This is a genomic window from Parabacteroides bouchesdurhonensis (assembly GCF_900186615.1).
In the GTDB taxonomy this organism is placed as follows: domain Bacteria; phylum Bacteroidota; class Bacteroidia; order Bacteroidales; family Tannerellaceae; genus Parabacteroides; species Parabacteroides bouchesdurhonensis.
In genome coordinates this window covers 657759-676172 of the sequence record NZ_LT896588.1, presented here as the reverse complement: position 1 = coordinate 676172, position 18414 = coordinate 657759, and the positions used below count along the sequence as shown (strand labels likewise).

At 44.4% G+C, this 18414-nt stretch carries 13 protein-coding genes and 3 tRNA genes; 4 read left to right on the top strand and 12 right to left on the bottom strand.

Translation table 11 applies throughout. The features are described 5' to 3' along the window. Positions 1 to 213: 213 nt before the first annotated feature. From C1721_RS02985 to C1721_RS02945, 9 genes are all read right to left on the bottom strand, one after another. Positions 214 to 1323: an Mrp/NBP35 family ATP-binding protein gene (locus C1721_RS02985; RefSeq protein ID WP_102407034.1), complete on the bottom strand. Its 1110-nt coding sequence runs from the start codon at positions 1321 to 1323 to the stop codon at positions 214 to 216. A 48-nt stretch (positions 1324 to 1371) separates the two neighbouring features. Then, positions 1372 to 2130: a tRNA (guanosine(46)-N7)-methyltransferase TrmB gene (gene trmB / locus C1721_RS02980; RefSeq protein WP_102407031.1), complete on the bottom strand. Its 759-nt coding sequence runs from the start codon at positions 2128 to 2130 to the stop codon at positions 1372 to 1374. Continuing rightward, the gene (locus C1721_RS02975; protein ID WP_102407029.1) at positions 2117 to 2836 is read right to left on the bottom strand and encodes a LytR/AlgR family response regulator transcription factor; all 720 of its coding nucleotides are present in this window, start codon (positions 2834 to 2836) and stop codon (positions 2117 to 2119) included. Before C1721_RS02975 ends, trmB begins: the two co-directional genes overlap by 14 nt. Beyond that, positions 2833 to 3906 (bottom strand): sensor histidine kinase, encoded by a 1074-nt coding sequence (locus tag C1721_RS02970; protein ID WP_102407027.1) that lies wholly within the window; start codon positions 3904 to 3906, stop codon positions 2833 to 2835. Before C1721_RS02970 ends, C1721_RS02975 begins: the two co-directional genes overlap by 4 nt. Then, positions 3896 to 4648: a histidine kinase gene (locus tag C1721_RS02965; RefSeq protein WP_102407025.1), complete on the bottom strand. Its 753-nt coding sequence runs from the start codon at positions 4646 to 4648 to the stop codon at positions 3896 to 3898. The genes C1721_RS02970 and C1721_RS02965 overlap by 11 nt, the downstream gene beginning before the upstream one ends. A 118-nt stretch (positions 4649 to 4766) precedes the next feature. Further along, on the bottom strand, positions 4767 to 7130 hold the full coding sequence (locus C1721_RS02960) for a carboxypeptidase-like regulatory domain-containing protein (RefSeq protein WP_102407023.1): 2364 nt from the start codon (positions 7128 to 7130) through the stop codon (positions 4767 to 4769). A gap of 188 nt (positions 7131 to 7318) precedes the next feature. After that, positions 7319 to 7392, bottom strand: a tRNA-Asn gene (locus C1721_RS02955). 36 nt (positions 7393 to 7428) lie between these two features. After that, a tRNA-Asn gene (locus C1721_RS02950) sits at positions 7429 to 7502 on the bottom strand. 37 nt (positions 7503 to 7539) lie between these two features. Next, positions 7540 to 7613, bottom strand: a tRNA-Asn gene (locus C1721_RS02945). Between the two features lie 101 nt (positions 7614 to 7714). Between C1721_RS02945 and C1721_RS02940 the strand changes: the two genes are divergently transcribed. Both C1721_RS02940 and C1721_RS02935 read left to right on the top strand, forming a co-directional pair. After that, positions 7715 to 8692 (top strand): adenosine kinase, encoded by a 978-nt coding sequence (locus C1721_RS02940; protein ID WP_102409209.1) that lies wholly within the window; start codon positions 7715 to 7717, stop codon positions 8690 to 8692. Between the two features lie 48 nt (positions 8693 to 8740). Beyond that, a complete protein-coding gene (locus C1721_RS02935; RefSeq protein ID WP_102407021.1) occupies positions 8741 to 10444 on the top strand; it encodes a S41 family peptidase in 1704 nt (567 codons plus the stop codon). Positions 10445 to 10633: 189 nt separating this feature from the next. Here the strand turns inward: C1721_RS02935 and C1721_RS02930 are convergent, their stop codons facing one another. The 3 genes from C1721_RS02930 to C1721_RS02920 all read right to left on the bottom strand — a co-directional run bounded on the left by C1721_RS02930 (position 10634) and on the right by C1721_RS02920 (position 13625). Beyond that, positions 10634 to 11764 (bottom strand): metallophosphoesterase, encoded by a 1131-nt coding sequence (locus C1721_RS02930; RefSeq protein ID WP_102409208.1) that lies wholly within the window; start codon positions 11762 to 11764, stop codon positions 10634 to 10636. A gap of 7 nt (positions 11765 to 11771) precedes the next feature. Further along, complete coding sequence (locus C1721_RS02925) at positions 11772 to 12863, bottom strand: metallophosphoesterase (protein ID WP_102409207.1); 1092 nt, start codon at positions 12861 to 12863, stop codon at positions 11772 to 11774. Between the two features lie 120 nt (positions 12864 to 12983). Beyond that, positions 12984 to 13625: a SagB/ThcOx family dehydrogenase gene (locus C1721_RS02920; RefSeq protein ID WP_102407019.1), complete on the bottom strand. Its 642-nt coding sequence runs from the start codon at positions 13623 to 13625 to the stop codon at positions 12984 to 12986. A gap of 182 nt (positions 13626 to 13807) precedes the next feature. Here C1721_RS02920 and C1721_RS02915 point away from each other — a divergent pair, with 182 nt between their 5' ends. Further along, positions 13808 to 16330, top strand: a complete 2523-nt coding sequence (locus tag C1721_RS02915; protein WP_102407017.1) for a TonB-dependent receptor — start codon at positions 13808 to 13810, stop codon at positions 16328 to 16330. A gap of 57 nt (positions 16331 to 16387) precedes the next feature. Next, the gene (locus tag C1721_RS02910) at positions 16388 to 18394 is read left to right on the top strand and encodes a fructose-1,6-bisphosphatase (RefSeq protein WP_102407015.1); all 2007 of its coding nucleotides are present in this window, start codon (positions 16388 to 16390) and stop codon (positions 18392 to 18394) included. Positions 18395 to 18414: the final 20 nt, after the last annotated feature.

Below are 18414 nucleotides of genomic sequence, written 5' to 3'. Positions count from 1 at the left end.
AGTCACAAAACCATGTGAAACGGTGCATAGCTATGAAAATCTTATTCAAGGGACTTACATCGTAGCAAAGATAACTTCAAGAAAGATAGTTTTATTCCAACCCATTTCCGGTTGCACGATACACCACTTTAAAAACAAAGGGGTTGTCCAAAAAGTCGGACATCCCCTTTGCTTTTTATATCGTTAGCTCTGCTATATTCAAAGCAAAAGAGGTTATTTCTTTGTAACCTGGACCCGCTGTGTAGGGGCGAGGTTCTCATTACGCAGATCAATTTGCTCTACAACGTTTTCGGCTAATGCACGGAATGCGTTTCCGGTGATTGTATCCGGATTAAGCGCCACCGGTTCTCCATTGTCACCTCCTTCACAGATACTTTGTACGATAGGAATTTGTCCTAATAGCGGCACATTTAGCTGCTCGGCTAAACGTTTACCGCCTTCTTTGCCAAACAGATAATACTTATTCTCCGGTAATTCGGCAGGCGTGAACCAAGACATGTTTTCTATCAAACCTAATACAGGCACATTTATTTTATCTCCTAAAAACATACTGATTCCTTTGCGGGCATCGGCAAGAGCTACTTCCTGAGGCGTAGTAACCACAACCGCTCCGGTGATAGCCAATGTCTGTACCATAGTCAGATGGATGTCGCTAGTACCCGGTGGCAAGTCAATCAGGAAGTAATCCAGTTCTCCCCAATTAGCATCGGCTATTAATTGTTTCAATGCATTGCTAGCCATTGCCCCTCGCCATAGTATTGCATCGTCTTTATTCACAAAGAAACCGATAGATAAAAGCTTTACACCGTAATTCTCTGCCGGTTGGATTAATTCTCGCCCGTCTACTTCTTCCATATATGGACGGGCATCTTCTACGTGAAACATCTTGGGCTGGGACGGACCAAAGATGTCGGCATCCAGTAAGCCTACCTTATAGCCCAATCCGGCTAATGCGACAGCCAGATTGGCCGCAACAGTGCTTTTGCCTACCCCTCCCTTCCCGGATGATACGGCAATGATGTTCTTTACCTGCGGAAGCAATTTGTCCGGTTCGGGGCGCGCAGCCTGACGCGCTACTACCGAGATATTTCCTTTGATGTCCGCATCCTTGTCTACATAAGTAAGGATTGCCGTTTCAGCAGCTTTTACAACAGACTTGATAAACGGATCATTGGGCTTTTCAAACAGAAGGGAGAAACTCACCTTGTTGCCTTCGATGCGTATATTGTCTTCTACCATACCCATTTCCACCAGATTCTTTCCGGTTCCGGGATAACGCACATTAGTAAGTGCGTCCATAATCAGTTTGGGATATATTGCCATAGTTTTTATGTTGTATTTTAACTTCTTGTTTACTTAATTTCTCTTTCCTCATCTACCTGAGGCCAGCGCACTCCGTTTGCTCCGGTTGAAACTGCGATAAGGATCATATTCAATTTCTACCTCCGGCTCTACCAGATTCTCTTTCTTTTCACAAACAAACTTAATGTATTTGATGTTCAGCCCGCGATCCAGCCACTGCTGTTCGTAATACGTGCGAATGGAAAGGATACTGTCCACCAAGTCGGAATGGTATAAATCATCAGTAGAAAACAATACCTGGTACTGATTGGCCTTTACCATCTCGCAAGTGTAGGTATACATAAAGTTACTGTCCGTCTTTAAATGGATGATGCCGTTGTCTGTAAGAATCTCACGATACATCTTCATGAAGCGGGTAGAGGTGAGGCGTTTGTTTACCTTCTTCATCTGCGGATCGGGGAAGGTAAGCCATATTTCGGCCACTTCTCCGGCGGCAAAGAAATGGGCTATCAATTCGATACTGGTACGAAGGAAAGCAACGTTGGTCATGCCGCTTTCTTGCGATTCTTTAGCCCCGGTCCACATACGGGCTCCTTTAATATCTACTCCGATAAAGTTCTTATCGGGGAATAGCCTTGCCAGGCCGACTGTATACTCACCTTTGCCGCAGCCCAGTTCCAACACGATAGGGTTGCTGTTCTTAAAGAACTGCTCATGCCAATGTCCTTTCAGATCGAATCCTTTTTCTTGTAATATGGCAAACGGGTATTGAAATACATGCGGATAACCCGCCATGTCGTCAAACTTTGCTAATTTATTCTTTCCCATGTCGCAAAGATAATACAAACTCCTCAAAGAAAGTATCCCGGTAGTTACTTCCGATGGCTATTTCGTATTTGTCTATATAGATGTCGTTGCTGTCGAAAGAGGCGATATGCTGCGTGTTTACAATGTAGGAGCGGTTTATACGGAGGAAGGCTTTGGGTAGCAGTTCGTGGATCGCTTTCATGCTGGTTTTGGTGATGATGCGCTGGTCCGGAAGCTGGATGATAACGTAATCCTTCAGCCCTTCGATGAATAGTATGTCATTGAAAACTACTTTGAAGAAGCGGCGTTCGGACTTGACAAACATAAACTCGCCCGCCGCCTCTTCTATATCGTCTTTCTCGGCGCTCAACAGGAGGGCATGGTAAGCTTCGGCCTTCTCTATGGCTTTCCGGAACCTTTCGGGAATGATGGGCTTTACCAGATAGTCTACGGCATCCACTTCATAACTGTCTATGGCATACTGGGCATAGGCGGTGGTGAATATAACCAGCGTGCTTTTGGGGATGGTACGGGCAAACTCCAGACCGGTCACCTTGGGCATGCGAATGTCCAGAAAGATTAAGTCTACGGGATGTTCCTTAATGAACCTGGCCGCCGAAGTGGCGCTGTTAAAAGAGCCGGCAAGCGTTAATCCCCCGTTGTCGTTAATAAGCATCTCTACCGCTTCACGGGCCAGCGGTTCATCGTCTACTATAATGCAGTTCATATATCTAATTCCAGTTTAACGGTGTAACTTTGTTTGTTATCAATGATTTCCAGTGAGTGGCGGTTGGGATATAGCAGTTCCAACCGTCTTTTGATGTTCTTCAAGCCCAACCCTCCAACGCGCGCACTTTTGTCGTCGTCATCACCTTCTGCAACGGGTTTCGAGTTGTCGCATTGGAATATCAGCCGGTTATCTTGCACACGGAAGCGGAGGTGCACAAAGGAGGTATTCTCGCTGTCCGTATTATGCTTTACCGCATTCTCCACAAAGGGGATGAACAGCAGGGGAGGAAGCCATACGCCGTCGATGTTTCCTTCCTGCGTGATTGTAAAGCAGAAGCTGTCGCGGCGTATCTTTTCCAGATTCAGGAAATCGTTCATAAAACGGATGTCGGAGCTGAGCCGTATTTTGTCCTGCATGCTGTCGTTAAGCTGGTAGCGCAGCAGGTCTTCCAGCCGGTACACCACGTCGGCGGCTTCGGGGCGTTCTTTTCGGATGAGCACATACACGTTGTTCAGCATGTTGAACAGGAAGTGCGGGTTGATCTGGCTTTTCAGGAACTTAAGCTCGGATTGCAGGGTGGCGGCTTCCAGCTCGTTGATGCGCCTGTTGTCTACTATCCAGTGCTTAAGGAGTACAAGGGTAGACGAACCGGCTACCAGCAGTCCGCATGAGATGGTGGAAGATACGATGTTTAATACCGCCACCGACGGGCTGGCGGGCATGCTTTCGAACCGGGTGTCGTCAAAGAACGTTTGGAGTGTACCTATCGTGACGATGGCCAACACGATTAACCCCAATGCCGTTATCAGGTAGGGAAGAAGCCGCCCTTTGAGCAGGTATCGCGGAGCAAGCAGGTAGACATTTACATAGATGAGCATATCAATGGCCAGGAAGTAGCCTGCCCACGACCGGATTCTGGCCGGAGTTATGATAAGCGCGTCCGGCGTGTCCCAGAACACATTGATGGTGATCAGGAAAACGACCAGCTGCAACAGCAGATGCCTGTAGACCCTCTTGCGGGGATTCAGCAGGAAGTCGGATATGATATGTTCCGTGTTATCTGTCATCTGTCGGGTAGAGTTGGTGGCGTAACTGCTGGCTTAGCCGGAGTACCATGTCCGCCGCCTTTTGCGGCTCGCTTTTAGACAGTGCGCCGATCCGGTTCAGCGTATCCAGCAGCAACGCCGGGTTTACCTGCTCCTTCAGGCTGCTCACTTCCGCCTGCATCTGCTCCCTTTCCAGTTGCCCTACACGCCGGTTCTCTACGATCCATTGCTTTAGCAGAACCGTCATGGAGATGCCCGAGATACACAGCATGTTCAGCATAAAGTCCGACAGGCTGTCCAACAGGCTTACTATATTAAAGTAAGAGCTTCGTGCCGGACTAATGCCGGAGGAAGTAAATATCCAGTACTCCTGCGCATAGCGTATCAGCATGATAAGGAAGACGGACGTAGCGGAGCAGACAAGGTAGGCCAAGTATTTCTTCTTTAGTAATAAGCGGGGCACAAACCACAGGAGGTGCAGGTAGCCTACCATGATATAAGAAACCAGCGTATAGAGCCCGGCTACGTAGATGTGGTAGCCCAGCAGTTCTGTTTTCGCTCCGTAGGTGTAGATGTTCTGGTTGAGCGACACCGAAGCTACGGCCATAAGCAGCACTGCGTGGCGGAGTATCCTATATTTAGGGTCCGTAAGGAGTTGATATAAAAAGGTTTGCTTGCTCATCTTGTTATTGTGTAACGGTTTGCTGTCTAAAGACAGTGCCGAATGTACGGATTTATTTGTTAATGTGGCTTTTCGTCCCATCTTTTAGTTTGATGTTGAACGCAACACCAGGCTATTGGATAGACCAACACCAGGCTGTTGGACGATCCCACACCAGGCTATTGGACGGAACCAACGCCGGCCTCACCGTCAATCCGGTTTAGAACTCCAGTTTGTAGCTGATATTGCTGATGGGGATGCTCTGCCCGTTTAATTCCATTACCTTGTCTTTCAGGTTGTAATGATAGCCGTAATATTCTTTTGTACCGGTTACGTTCAAGGCTTTGACGGCAAACTCGTGGGCCACTTTCCGCCTGTTTATCTTATAGCTCACCGTGAAGTTGGCAATGAACATGGTTGGGTATTGCTGCGAATAGGCTCGCGTTTCGTCATACTGCGCTTCTTTGTCCGGATGGGCCATCGTTGCCTCCATGTCCAGCGGAGAGTAGCGTTCGCCACCTTGCAGAGTGAGCTTTACGTTGGCGCTCAGCATATTCTGCTTGTTAGCGCCAACCATCCACTCCTTGCCAACCAGCGTGTTAAGGATGAAGCGGCGGTTGTAGCGCGTGTTGTGCCAAACGCCGTCGCCGCCTTTGTATCGCGAATCGAACACGGAGGCGGTTATCAGGTAATACAACCCCTTGTCCAGGTATTTCTCCAGCGTGATGTCTACACCCAGGTTGCGTCCCTTGCCTTTGTTTACCAGAGCCTCCTCTACATAGAACTCCCTGCGGTTGAGTACGGAATACGAGCTGTCCGCAATGACCGGTACGTTGTAGAGGAATTGCGCATACGGCTCGACCTTAAGGAGGAGGTTGTCGGACAACTTATAGCCGAACGTCAGCATCAGGTGATGGGCTTTGGTGAAGCCCAAGTCTTTATTGGCCTGCTCCTGTCCGGAGCTTTTGGAGTTCACGAAGTACACGTCCATCTTTTCCATACGGCTATGCAGCCCGTATGCCAGGGCAAAGGATGCTTTGCTTGCGGGCGTCCATTTCAGCCCCACGCGTGGTTCTAGCGTCCGGCTATTGTTGAGCGTCAGCAGCTGGCTGCTCAGCCCGGCGTTGAGGGTGAGCCGGTCTGTGATGCCGAAGGACGAACTGGTGTAGAGGTTTATCAGGCCGGTCTGCCCTTTCCCTTCCGATACGGTGTTCAAAGGGGCGGTTTCGAACGGGGCGAGGTTCAGCCTCATATTGTAGAACATCCGTGTATAGGTAAACCCGGTTTGGTTGGTGTGCCGCGCGCTGAACTTCCGGTTATAGGCGGAGGTCAGTATCAGGTTGGTGTTGTTGTATTTCTGGATAAGGAACGGGGTGGAGGTATGCTCAGTGTCCCAGGCGTGTTCCGTTGCGTTCATGCCGGAGTAGGTGGTTGCAAGGGTTGTTTTCAGCGTGGCATCGTTGGAGAAGAAGTAGCGGTGGCTTATTCCTCCCGAAGCCATGTATTGTTTGGCTTTGGATTGGAAATTGTCGCGTGAGTGTTCCCATTCCTTCGGGTCTTCGTCAAAGTCGTCTTCGTAATTGTCTATCAGGCTTGTCCCCCAGATAGAGAACGTGCCGGCTTTGCGTGTGGGGAAGTTTAGCTTGAAGTTGAGGTCCTGATAATCCAGCGTACCTCCCAGATCAAGGCCGGGATAGATGCGGTTCAGCAATCCTGTCGTGGAGTAACGGTAGTTGAAGATGTAAGAAGCCCGGTGCTGCTTGCTCAGAGGGCCTTCGGAAGCGACGTCGAGACCCAGTACGCCTACTTGCACGGTGTTCTCTACTTTCCGGCTGTTGCCGTTCCGCAGCTTCATGTCGAATACGCCGGAGACAGCGTTTCCGTATTCCGCCGGGAAAGCTCCGGTGAAGAAGTCCGAGTTGCCCAATACCAAGCTGCTGAGTGAGGACAGGATGCCGCCGCCCAATATCGACAGGTCGGCAAAGTGGTTGGGGTTGGGTATCTCCACGTCTTCCATCCTCCATTGCAGCAGGTGCGGCGCATTGCCGTGAATGGAGATCCCGTTGCTCGAAACGTTTGCCGCTACTCCTGCAAAGGAACTTACCAGGCGGGCCGGGTCGTCCATCCCGCCGGCATAGCGGCTGGCTTCTTCTACGCTGAGCATGCGGGCTCCGGTGGCTGCCATCTTGTTAAGAGGCTGTTCTTTGTTTATCTGCGGACGTACAATTACTTCGCCCAGCTCCTTGACGTTCTCTTTGAGTGCTATGTCAAGGTAGACCTCCTTTGCGGAGGTAACCAGTATCTCCCTGAAAACAGAGGGCTCGTATCCCAGGAAGGTAGCCTGTACGGTATGCCGTCCGATTGGGATGTTGCTTACAGAGAACTGTCCTTGCCCGTCGGTTGTGGAGCCTGTACCGGGAATATCGGGCAGCAGTATCGTAACGTTCGGCATCGGATGGCCGGATGCTTTGTCTATAACTGTTCCGCGTATTGTTTGCGACGGTTGTACATTCTCTGTTTGCTGACCGTGTATTCTTGATGTCAGGCTGATCAATAAAAGTAAAATAGTTACTGTTCGATACATAATGAATTATAATTATGCAGCGAAGGTAGCTTTGTAAGGAATATGCTTTTGGGTTTATAGACGGAAGCCGTTCTTTGGTATATGGAATCGTCTTTTTAGTAGACTAAAGGCTACAGCAGCCTGCTTCTATGTGCTAATCAAACAGGCTATAACAAAAAAGAGATACTCTTGTGAAGTATCTCTTACCGCTCTTCCTCTTGGACTTGAACCAAGGACCCTCTGATTAACAGTCAGATGCTCTAACCAACTGAGCTAAGGAAGAATATGTCTTTTCAGTCTTTCCCGATGTCTTTTTCAGCTCTTCCTCTTGGACTTGAACCAAGGACCCTCTGATTAACAGTCAGATGCTCTAACCAACTGAGCTAAGGAAGAATATGTTTTTCAGTCTTTCCCGATGTCTTTTTTTCAGCTCTTCCTCTTGGACTTGAACCAAGGACCCTCTGATTAACAGTCAGATGCTCTAACCAACTGAGCTAAGGAAGAATTTGAGTGATAAGAGCCTAAAAAGACCCTTTCTGATTTTGCACTGCAAAAGTAGAGGATGTTTTTGAAATATGCAATATATTTGCAGAAAAAATGAGGAAATGAATACAATAGGCTTAGGTAATGCGTTGGTTGATGTTCTGTTAAAGTTGGATAATGACAAGGTGCTCAACGACGTAGGTATAGAGAAGGGAGCTATGGACATGATAGACCAGGAACAAATGCTCTCTATTCGTAAAGCGCAGGAACATCTGGAAAGAAGTCAGGCTCCGGGTGGTTCGGTATGCAATACGATGAGAACGATGGCATATTTAGGTGCTAATACTGGTTTTATCGGTAAGATAGGAACGGATTCGGTAGGCGAGTTTTATGAAAAAGCTTTGGAAACGGCCGGAGTTACGCCTTACTTTGTCAAGACAAAAGGTGTTTCAGGCAGTTGCACAGTCTTGATCTCCAAGGATGGAGAGCGTACGATGGGTACTTTTCTAGGGCCGGCAGCAACAATTACGCCGGATGAAATCAGCGAAGAGGTGCTTTCCAAATACCAATGTATATATATAGAAGGTTATCTGTTGGTGAATGAACCGTTAGTGCGTACTACCATGCAGAAAGCCAAGAAGCTGGGATTAAAGGTTGCGTTGGACTTGTCGAACTTCAACATTGTAAACGCTTTCAAAGGATTCCTTGAAGATATTATTCCTCAATATGTGGATATTTTGTTCTCTAACGAACCCGAAGCCGAAGCCTATACGGGATTGAAGGCTTGCGAAGCCGTGAAGGTGCTTTCCGAAATGGTTGAAGTCTCTATCGTTACTTTAGGCAAAGAAGGTGCGATTGTAGGCAGTAAAGGCAATTTCTTTACCGTTCCTGCCGAGGGCGGCAAGCCTGTAGACACAACCGGAGCCGGCGATAATTTTGCTGCCGGTTTCCTGTATGGCCTTTCTGAAGGAGCAACTTTAGAGCAATCGGCCCGCATCGGTTCTTTGCTTGCCGGCTATGTGATAGACGTTGTCGGACCGGAAATACCGGCAGATAAATGGGAACAAATAAAGTTAAAAGTAAAAGCGATATTGGCGTAACACGGTGTATTATATATACATTTACACCTTTATTTAACTAAATATTCTATGTGTAAGTTGATTCAAAGAAAGAGTATTATAGGATTACTAGCCCTGTTGTTGCTGACAGGAACAGTTTTGCCGGTACAGGCTCAGAAAGATAATCGTTTTGAAGTAAGTAAGAACCTCGACATATTCAATGCCCTTGTGAAAGAGGTGGAAATGTTCTATGTAGATTCGGTAGACGTGGAAAAGACCCTTCGACGGGGTATTGATGCTATGTTAAACGGATTAGATCCTTATACGGAATATTATCCGGAGCAGGAAATGGAAGGCTTGAAACTTATCACTACCGGAGAATATGGTGGCATAGGTTCTATTATTCGTCAACGTGATAAAGACGGCGGTGTGGTTATTGCCGAGCCTTTTGATGGTATGCCGGCCGCGTTGGCAGGACTGAAAGCCGGAGACCATATCTTGGCTATTGATACTGTGGATGTATCGAAGGCAACGAATGATAGAGTAAGTGAATTGTTGAAAGGTGTGCCTAATACGAAGATAAAATTGACCATCCAGCGTCCCGGAGAGAAAAAAACTTTGAAGTTTGAAATAGTACGCAAACAGGTTATTGTAGATCAGGTTACTTATTATGGCGTACGTAACGACAGTATCGGCTACATTTATTTAAAAGGATTTACCGATAAAAGCGGACAGGAAGTAAGGGATGCTTTTCTGGATTTGAAAAAGAATCATGCTATCAAATCTCTGGTTTTGGATTTACGTAATAATGGCGGCGGAGTATTGGAGTCTGCCGTACAGATTGTAGGCCTGTTTGTTCCTAAAGGCAGTGAAGTCCTGTCAACAAAAGGAAAGGTTAAACAATGGGATCGCACTTACCGCACATCCAGTGAACCGATTGATACGGTGATGCCTATTGCTGTTCTTATCAATGGAAATTCTGCCTCTGCCTCTGAAATCGTATCCGGTGCGTTACAGGACTTGGATCGGGCTGTATTGATAGGGCAGCGTTCGTTTGGAAAAGGCTTGGTGCAGTCTACCCGTGATTTGCCTTATGATGGCAAGCTGAAAGTAACGATGAGTAAATATTATATTCCCAGTGGCCGTTGTATTCAGCAACTGGATTATACGCATCGTAAAGCGGATGGAAGCGTAGATGTGATACCTGATAGTTTAACGTCTGTATTTTATACCTCCCACGGTCGTCCGGTACGTGATGGTGGCGGCGTTCGTCCGGAGTTTGAAATAAAGGATAAGCGAATACCTACCATTATATATTACCTGGCAACGGACTGGACGTTGTTCGATTTTATAACGGATTGGGTACAAAAGCATAAAACTATTTCGCCCGCAGAAGAGTTTACTTTTACGGACGAAGACTTCGAGGCCTTTAAGCAATATGCTAAGGAAAAGAACTTTACTTATGACCGTCAGAGCGAAAAAGCCTTGAAGAACCTGAAAGAGATTGCCGGGTTTGAAGGTTATTTGGAGGGTGATTCTACCGCTTTACAAGCATTGGAAGCCAAATTGACTCCCGATCTTGACAGGGATTTCGAGCGTAACAAAGACGAAATCAAGAAGCTGATGGCTGCTGAAATCGTGAAACGCTATTATTATCAGAAAGGAGAATTACTGCAAAACCTGAAAGATGACGATGTTTTGGACAAAGCATTGGAAGTCTTGTCTAACAGGGAACTGTATGATAAAACATTGAGCGCTCCGGAGAAGCAAGAAGAAAACCCGGATACGAAGTAAATAATTTACCGGCTCTGTCCCGGATAGTATAAGGAAAGCCGCCTGTGTGTCAGGTGGTTTTTTTTTATTGCAGGTAATATGTCAAAAGTTCCACCGGCATGAAACACTTGTTCCATCAGCTTGAAACATTTGTTTCATCGGGATGAAACTTTTGTTCCACCGACATGAAACAAAATGAAACATGTATGTTCACGTTTTAAACCTTATGTGTATAACCACCAGTTCCGATACTGTTCCTACGCGATAAGGAGGTCCGGCTATTCCGATACCGGATGACACGTAAAACTGCGTCGGCCCTTTCTGGTAATAGCCGTAAGGACATTCATAGATGAACTTCATTAATAGAGGATAGGGCCAAAGTTGGCCGTTGTGGGTATGACCATGCAATCCCAGATCAACTCCGTTCATGTTCATTTCTGCGAAAGACCAGGGTTGATGGTCTAAAACGATAAGAGGTTTGCTTTTATCAAGTCCTTCCATCAAGGCATGAAGCGGTTTCCTTTTTTTATTGATACGGTCGTCTCGTCCTATCAGATAGAATGAGGAGTCTGGCATTGCCACGGAATCAATCAATAAAGTAGCTCCTGTTTTCTTTAGCCAGCGATATTTGGCATTCCGGTTGGCACGGTACTCGTGGTTGCCATAAACAATATATACGCCAAGCGGCGCTTTGAGTTGTTGTAAGTCTTCTTCAATATGTTCTTTTTCGGCAAAGCGGGACTCGTAATCCATGATGTCTCCTACCATAACAACCATATCCGGATGTTGGGCATTGCTAAGGGCTACATATTTCCGGACAAGTTTCTTCCCGATTACTTCTCCTATGTGTAAATCGCTCATCATAACGATGGTAAGGCTATCCCGGTTGTCTCCCGCGCTTTTGGGCAGGGTGATATATACATCTTTAACGATGGGATTCTCTACCGTGTGGTAAGCATGGAACATTAGGGCTGTTACGCCGGCTGTAATCACAAAGAAAAGAGTGAGTTTCGTCTGTTTCCAATGTTCCTTAATCATTTTCGGAAACCAATGAAGCCACCGGTTGGAAAGTCGCAATATCTCCAAAACGATTAAGGACAGTGTAATATAGATAGAAGATATGTACCAGGTGTTGCAGAAATACTGGATGCCAATCATGATGTTATCCGGTAAATCTTTTCGGAAAAAGAAACCGAAGAAATAAACGGCAAGTTCTATGACAAAGAACAATATATAAGGTATCCGCCAACTTTTCTTAGCCGGTATTGCCTGATAACCTCGCCAAAAGATATAAGGGTTTAGCAATAATTGTGCTACGATAGACTGAATGAATACTTTCATGCCGGTTTTATTTAAAAGAGATATTGAATACAACAAGTTCGCTATCCGTTCCGATCCGGAAAGGAGGTCCCCAAAGGGATAAGCCGGAAGAAACATAGAAGTGGGTATTGCCTTCCTGCTTATAGCCGTAACTCAGCTCAAACAAATGGTCTGTAATCAGGCTCATAGGCCATACTTGTCCGTGATGCGTATGTCCGCTGAATTGTAAATCGATATTAGAGGCAACGGTTTGTTGTAATTGATAGGGTTGATGGTCAAGCAAGATAACCGGCAGCTCAGGGTTTACGTCTTTTGTTAGCTCCGTTAAAGATAATCGGTTTTTGTTGTGTCTGTCGTCTCTTCCTATAAGCTGGATGCCGTTGGGTAAAGTAGCGACGCTGTCTTGTAAAAGAATAATAGGCGTTGATTGAATAAACTTTTTACTTGCTTCGATATTACTGATGTATTCATGATTTCCCGGAACCATGTAGACGCCATAGGGCGCTTCTAGCCGGGCCAGTTCTTCCTGCATCTGTTCTGCATACAGGGGAACAACACTGTTATCTATCAAGTCGCCTCCTATCAGGATCAAATCGGGATGTTGGGCATTTATCAGTTCTACGTATTGTTGAAGCATCGCTTTGTCCGTGCCATATCCTAAGTGAATATCACTGATAGCTACCACTTTCAGCGGCTTGTCTTCATTGTTGACGGACTTGTTAATAACTATGTTGATAACTTTTGTATCCGGATGTTGATAATTATAATATCCGTATCCTAATAAACTGAGTGTTATTCCTAAAGCAATATAGAAGCCGGATCTTATACGTATGTGGAAAAGTCGTAATAAATCAAACAGGGCTAGTAATATTACCATATATAAAGTGAACACCAACCAGCCTGTTCCTGTCTCTTGTAAGGTTTGTCCGATAAAGTCAGACATTACAACATCCCGTAGCAGGAAGCTTACGAAAAAAGATAAAGCGCATCCCCAGAAGATAAGGGATAGTAAAACTTTGACACCTGTAGACTGGGCTTTTAGTGCTTGCCTTCCTCTCAGAAAGATATATATGTTTCCTAATAAGTACAGGCAAATGATGCTAATAAATAAAGTAGGCATTTCGTCTATTTTTCGGTAAAAGTACATCATCGTAACGGTTTTCCCAAATGATCGGGATGATTTGAAAAAACCATTACGAAGACTTATCTTAAATGTGCACTACAATTGCATGGTAAATACTTAGCGAACAGGATGTCCTACCGGGTTATTCATCATTGGAATCTGGCTGTCAGATAGCTTCAATAGCTTTTTCAAAGCGCTTTGATCCATAGATGCGCGTGGAACGGTTGATAAGCCTACTCCGGCACAGAATAGATTTACATTCTGTGAAACGATGCCTGCATCCATTGCTCCCATTAATTTAACCTGTTCGGTATTGCCCATTCCGAAACGTGACAAATCGGAAATATATACCAGGCATACCGGAGCTGTTTTTACGAAATCCTGTCCGCCTGCGATAATATTCCGGTGATCGCCTTCGGCTATAGGTTTCAAGCTATGCTTATGGGCGTCGTAAAGATAAACTCCGTCTTTCATAAATACATAGATGTCTATATCCTGCTTATTCAAGGCGGAAGGAGCTGTACGTTTTCCGTCTGCCGGACGATTGATGCCATTGGCGGCCCAAAGCAAATCGGAAATATCCTGTATGCTCAGGTCTTTATTAGCAAACTCCCGGTCGGAATGACGATTGTCAAACGCTTTCATAACATTTATTCCACGCGTTTTATTCGGAACGCTCAATGGAATTTCTTTTAATGATTGTGCACTCATAGCAGAAGCAAATAATAATACAGTTAATAGAACAGATAGTTGTCTCATAAGTTTTACGTGTTAATGGTTCTTACAAAAATAAGGTAATAGGAGATTTATCAAACATCAGAATACATCTTTTAGGCTTCTTTAAAACTAAAATAGTTGCAATACGTTTTTATTAAGTTACATTTGTCGCGTTTACGATGCTTTCGTACATAGGTTTGTATCATTTGATATATTTTGGATCAATGGAAAGAAAACTTTTATCCTTACTTCTGGTATTATTAGTTGCACTCCCTCTGTGTGCCCAGAATGACAAGACAGGTTCTTTAACTATTAAAGGACAAGTGATTGACTCGCTGACAAATGAGACGGTTCCCTACGCCACGCTGAATATAGCATTGGCTAGCGCTCCTCAGAATTCTGTTAAAATGTTGGCATGTGATGTTGATGGTAAATTTGAAGCCTCGTTGAAAACTGCGGGCAAATATATCGTCTCCATGCAATCTATTGGAAAGAAGCCGGCTCAAAAGGTGTTTTCCATTTCCGAAAAAAACAGTCCGCTGAATTTAGGAAAACTATATATGCAAGACGACAACCAACGGCTAGACGAAGTTACCGTAGTTGCACAGAAACCATTGGTAAAAGTGGAAGTAGATAAACTGACATACAGTTTGGAAGACGATCCGGAAGCGAAAACCAGTAATACGTTGGATATGCTGCGAAAAGTCCCGATGATTACAGTAGACGGTGAGGATAAAATCCAATTGAAAGGATCTTCCAACTATAAAATTTATATGAATGGTAAGCCTTCCAATTTGTTGAGCGGAAGTAATGCTTCCGATGTATTGAAAAGTATGCCTGCCAGTTCCATAAAGAACATTGAGGTTATAACCGATCCCGGCTCTAAATACGATGCGGAAGGTGTTGGTGGTATTATCAATATTATCACTACAAAAAACGCTTTGCAAGGTTATACCGGAACTGTTCGTGCCAATGCCAGTACATTAGGCAGTTTTGGTGGCGGCGGTTATGTATCGTTGAAGGCCGGAAAGCTGGGTCTTACTGCCAATTATGGCTACAATAAACGTAATTCTCCATGGAATGATTCTTATTCTACAAGAAATACATTGAAGAATGGCATGTCTAATTTCCTGGAAGAACATGGACGGAGTAAAAATAAAGGTCCTTTCCAGTATGGTTATCTGGAAGCCAGTTATGAGATTGACTCTTTAAATTTGTTGAGTGTAGGAGCTAATTTATTCCGGGGTAAATCAAAGAATCTTTCTGAATTATCGGCTATGATGCATGGAGCGGAAGCTTCGTCTTCCGACTATGAGACATTGTATAAATATGAACGCAATAGTAATTCGGAAAGTACATATGGTTCTACGGATGTAAATGTGGATTTTCAGCATTCTACTCATAAGAAGGATGAATTGCTTACTCTATCATATCGCTTTAGTAACTCGCCGAATGATAATGAGAGCCGTACAGAGTTGTTTAACGTGGTAGATTATCCGCTAGCAAAAGATTATCCGCAATGGAATATTAACGATGCTTCCACAACAGAGCATACAGGCCAGGTAGATTATACTACTCCGACATGGAAAGACCAGACTTTTGAGGCAGGTGTAAAATACATCAACCGTCAGAGCAAGAGTAAAACATTGGAACAAGTTTATGATGAATCTACTCAAAACTGGAAAGATGTTTCATCACTGAATAGTAACTTCCATCATACACAGCATATTTATTCTGCTTATCTGGGATATTTGATGAAGTTTGATAAGTTTGGAGTAAAAGCAGGTGTTCGTGCGGAAGGAACCAGTTTGAATGCCAAGTTTGCGAAAGCTCCCGTTATGGATTTTGATGCTCATTATTTTGATGTTGTTCCGAATGCCACTTTGACTTATCAGGTGGATATGTCTACCCAGATACGTTTAGGTTACAATATGCGTATCCGTCGTCCGGGTATTTGGTATTTGAATCCGTATATAAACGATACAGATCCTCAGAACATATCGCAAGGTAATCCGAATCTGGATTCTGAAAAGAGTAATAATATAAACTTCAACTTTAGTAAGTTTGCGCAGAAATTCAGCGTCAATGCCAGCTTGAGCTATACATTCGTGAACAACTCGATCGAACAGTATAGTGAAATTGCTAATTTCCCCCAAAGTGATCCGCGTTCTGTTTATAACGGCGCACTCTGGAATACATACGGAAACATTGGTAAGAAGCAGCAAGTAGGTTTCTTCCTGTATGGTAACTGGAATCCTATACCGTTGTTCCGCATCTATATGAATGGCGGAGTGGACTATACCGATTTGAAGAGTGAGGCAATGGATTTGAAGAATAGCGGATTCAGTGGCCGGATCTTTGCAGGAACGCAGTTTAATCTGCCGAAAGATTTCCGTATAAACTTGCACGGTGGTTATTTCACTCCGTGGATTATGTTGCAGAGCGAATATTCTCCGTTCTATTTTGCAGGGTTGAATGTCAGCAAGGATTTCATGAAAAAGAAACTGTCTGTTTCCGTTGGAGCACAAAACCCGTTCTGGAAGAACATGAAGATGGAGACAACAACAACCGGCGAAGGATTTCATAATGTGGCTACGACCTGGCGTAGTGCCCGTGAATTCCGTATAAGTGTTTCTTATCGTTTCGGTACTTTGAAGGATTCTATCAAGAAAGTAAAACGCGGTATCAGTAACGATGATATGAAAAGTAACGAAGGCGGAAATACTGGAGGCGGCGAAGGCATGTAAAAACAGTTGTTCTTTTTAGTAAAACCTATATCTTTGCTGAAAATACGCTGAATTTATATGGATAAAGATATAATGCCCGAAAACGTGCTTTATGATTTGCGCTATTTGCAATTGCTGGCACGCAGTTTTCCTACGATAGCGGATGCAAGTACGGAAATAATAAATCTGGAAGCGATTCTGAACCTGCCAAAAGGTACGGAACATTTTCTTACGGATATTCATGGAGAGCATCAGGCCTTCAATCATGTATTAAAGAATGCTTCCGGAGCTGTAAAGCGTAAAGTGAATGAGATATTCAGCAATACTTTGCGGGATCAGGAGAAGAAAGAACTTTGTTCGCTTATCTATTATCCGGAAGAGAAACTGGAACTGATTAAATCGAAAGAACCGGATCTGGATGATTGGTATCTTATTACATTGAACCAACTGGTGAAGGTTTGCCGTAATGTGTCATCTAAATATACCCGTTCCAAAGTACGTAAAGCATTACCGAAGGAATTTTCATATATTATACAGGAGTTGCTGCATGAATCGTCTACGGAACCGAATAAATCGGCTTATATTGATAAGATTATCAGTACCATTATTTCAACCGGGCGGGCGGATGATTTTATTGTTGCCATGTGTAACCTGATTCAACGGCTTACAATAGATTTGTTGCATATCGTTGGTGATATTTACGATCGTGGTCCGGGTGCACACATAATTATGGATACGTTATGCGATTATCATAATTTTGATATTCAATGGGGTAATCATGATATACTTTGGATGGGAGCAGCAGCCGGAAATCTGGGAAGTATTGCTAACGTTATCCGTATGTGTTTGCGTTATGGCAATCTGGCAACTCTGGAAGACGGTTATGGAATTAATTTACTCCCATTGGCTACGTTTGCTATGGAGATGTATGGTGACGATCCGTGTGACTTGTTTATCCCCCGTACCAAGTTTTCGGATAATGTGTTTGATGAAAAGACTATACGTTTGATTTCACAGATGCACAAAGCCATCACAATCATCCAGTTCAAATTGGAAGGCGAGATTATTCGCCGCCGTCCGGAGTTTGACATGGACGACCGCATGTTGTTGCATCATATAAACCTGTCAAAAGGAACTATCCGTCTCAATGGCAATGACTATGAACTGAGAGATAAGAATTTGCCTACAATTGATCCGAAAGATCCTTACCGGCTTTCTATTGATGAAGAAGATTTGATCCGGAAGATTCATCACTCTTTCCAGAGCAGTGATAAATTGAAGAAACATATGCGATGCTTATTCCGTCATGGAAGTATGTATCAGGTGTGCAATTCAAATCTGCTCTACCATGCGTCTGTCCCTTTGAATGCGGATGGAACGTTGAAAGACGTATGTATTGAAGGTAAAATATATAAGGGTAAAGCCTTGCTTGATAAAGTAGACCAGCTTGTCCGTACTGCTTATTTTGACTCGGAAGATACGCCGGATAAACAGTTTGCAATGGATTATATCTGGTATTTGTGGTGTGGCAAAGATTCTCCTTTGTTTGATAAAAGCTGCATGACGACTTTCGAACGTTGTTTTTTAGAAGAAAAAGAAACGCAAAAGGAAGAAAAAGGTGCTTATTATGTCTTGCGGAAGGAAGAAAAGATATGTGATATGTTGTTGGACGAGTTCGGCGTAACAGGGCAGCACCGGCATATTATTAACGGGCATGTTCCGGTGCGTTCTATTCAGGGCGAGAATCCGATAAAAGCAAATGGTAAAATGTTGGTTATTGATGGCGGGTTCTCTAAAGCATATCATCCGGAAACGGGTATAGCCGGTTATACGCTGGTTTATCACTCACGGGGCTTTCAGTTGGTACAACATGAGCCTTTTGAGTCTACTGCAAAGGCGATAGAAGAAGGATTGGATATTAAGTCTACCACCATTGTGGTGGAGCTTAGTTCTCATCGTCAGATGGTACGCGATACGGATAAAGGCGCTGAACTTCAGAAACAGATTGAAGATTTGGAGAAATTACTGTATGCTTACCGGAACGGATTTATAAAGGAGAAAGAACGAAACGATAGAGAACAATAAACCTGAAATTCAAAAATCTT

Coding starts and splice junctions, on each gene's coding strand:
- C1721_RS02985 (WP_102407034.1), bottom strand. CDS start 1,323: ATGGCAATATATCCCAAACTGATTATGGACGCACTTACTAATGTGCGT.
- trmB (WP_102407031.1), bottom strand. CDS start 2,130: ATGGGAAAGAATAAATTAGCAAAGTTTGACGACATGGCGGGTTATCCG.
- C1721_RS02975 (WP_102407029.1), bottom strand. CDS start 2,836: ATGAACTGCATTATAGTAGACGATGAACCGCTGGCCCGTGAAGCGGTA.
- C1721_RS02970 (WP_102407027.1), bottom strand. CDS start 3,906: ATGACAGATAACACGGAACATATCATATCCGACTTCCTGCTGAATCCC.
- C1721_RS02965 (WP_102407025.1), bottom strand. CDS start 4,648: ATGGGACGAAAAGCCACATTAACAAATAAATCCGTACATTCGGCACTG.
- C1721_RS02960 (WP_102407023.1), bottom strand. CDS start 7,130: ATGTATCGAACAGTAACTATTTTACTTTTATTGATCAGCCTGACATCA.
- C1721_RS02940 (WP_102409209.1), top strand. CDS start 7,715: ATGAATACAATAGGCTTAGGTAATGCGTTGGTTGATGTTCTGTTAAAG.
- C1721_RS02935 (WP_102407021.1), top strand. CDS start 8,741: ATGTGTAAGTTGATTCAAAGAAAGAGTATTATAGGATTACTAGCCCTG.
- C1721_RS02930 (WP_102409208.1), bottom strand. CDS start 11,764: ATGAAAGTATTCATTCAGTCTATCGTAGCACAATTATTGCTAAACCCT.
- C1721_RS02925 (WP_102409207.1), bottom strand. CDS start 12,863: ATGCCTACTTTATTTATTAGCATCATTTGCCTGTACTTATTAGGAAAC.
- C1721_RS02920 (WP_102407019.1), bottom strand. CDS start 13,625: ATGAGACAACTATCTGTTCTATTAACTGTATTATTATTTGCTTCTGCT.
- C1721_RS02915 (WP_102407017.1), top strand. CDS start 13,808: ATGGAAAGAAAACTTTTATCCTTACTTCTGGTATTATTAGTTGCACTC.
- C1721_RS02910 (WP_102407015.1), top strand. CDS start 16,388: ATGGATAAAGATATAATGCCCGAAAACGTGCTTTATGATTTGCGCTAT.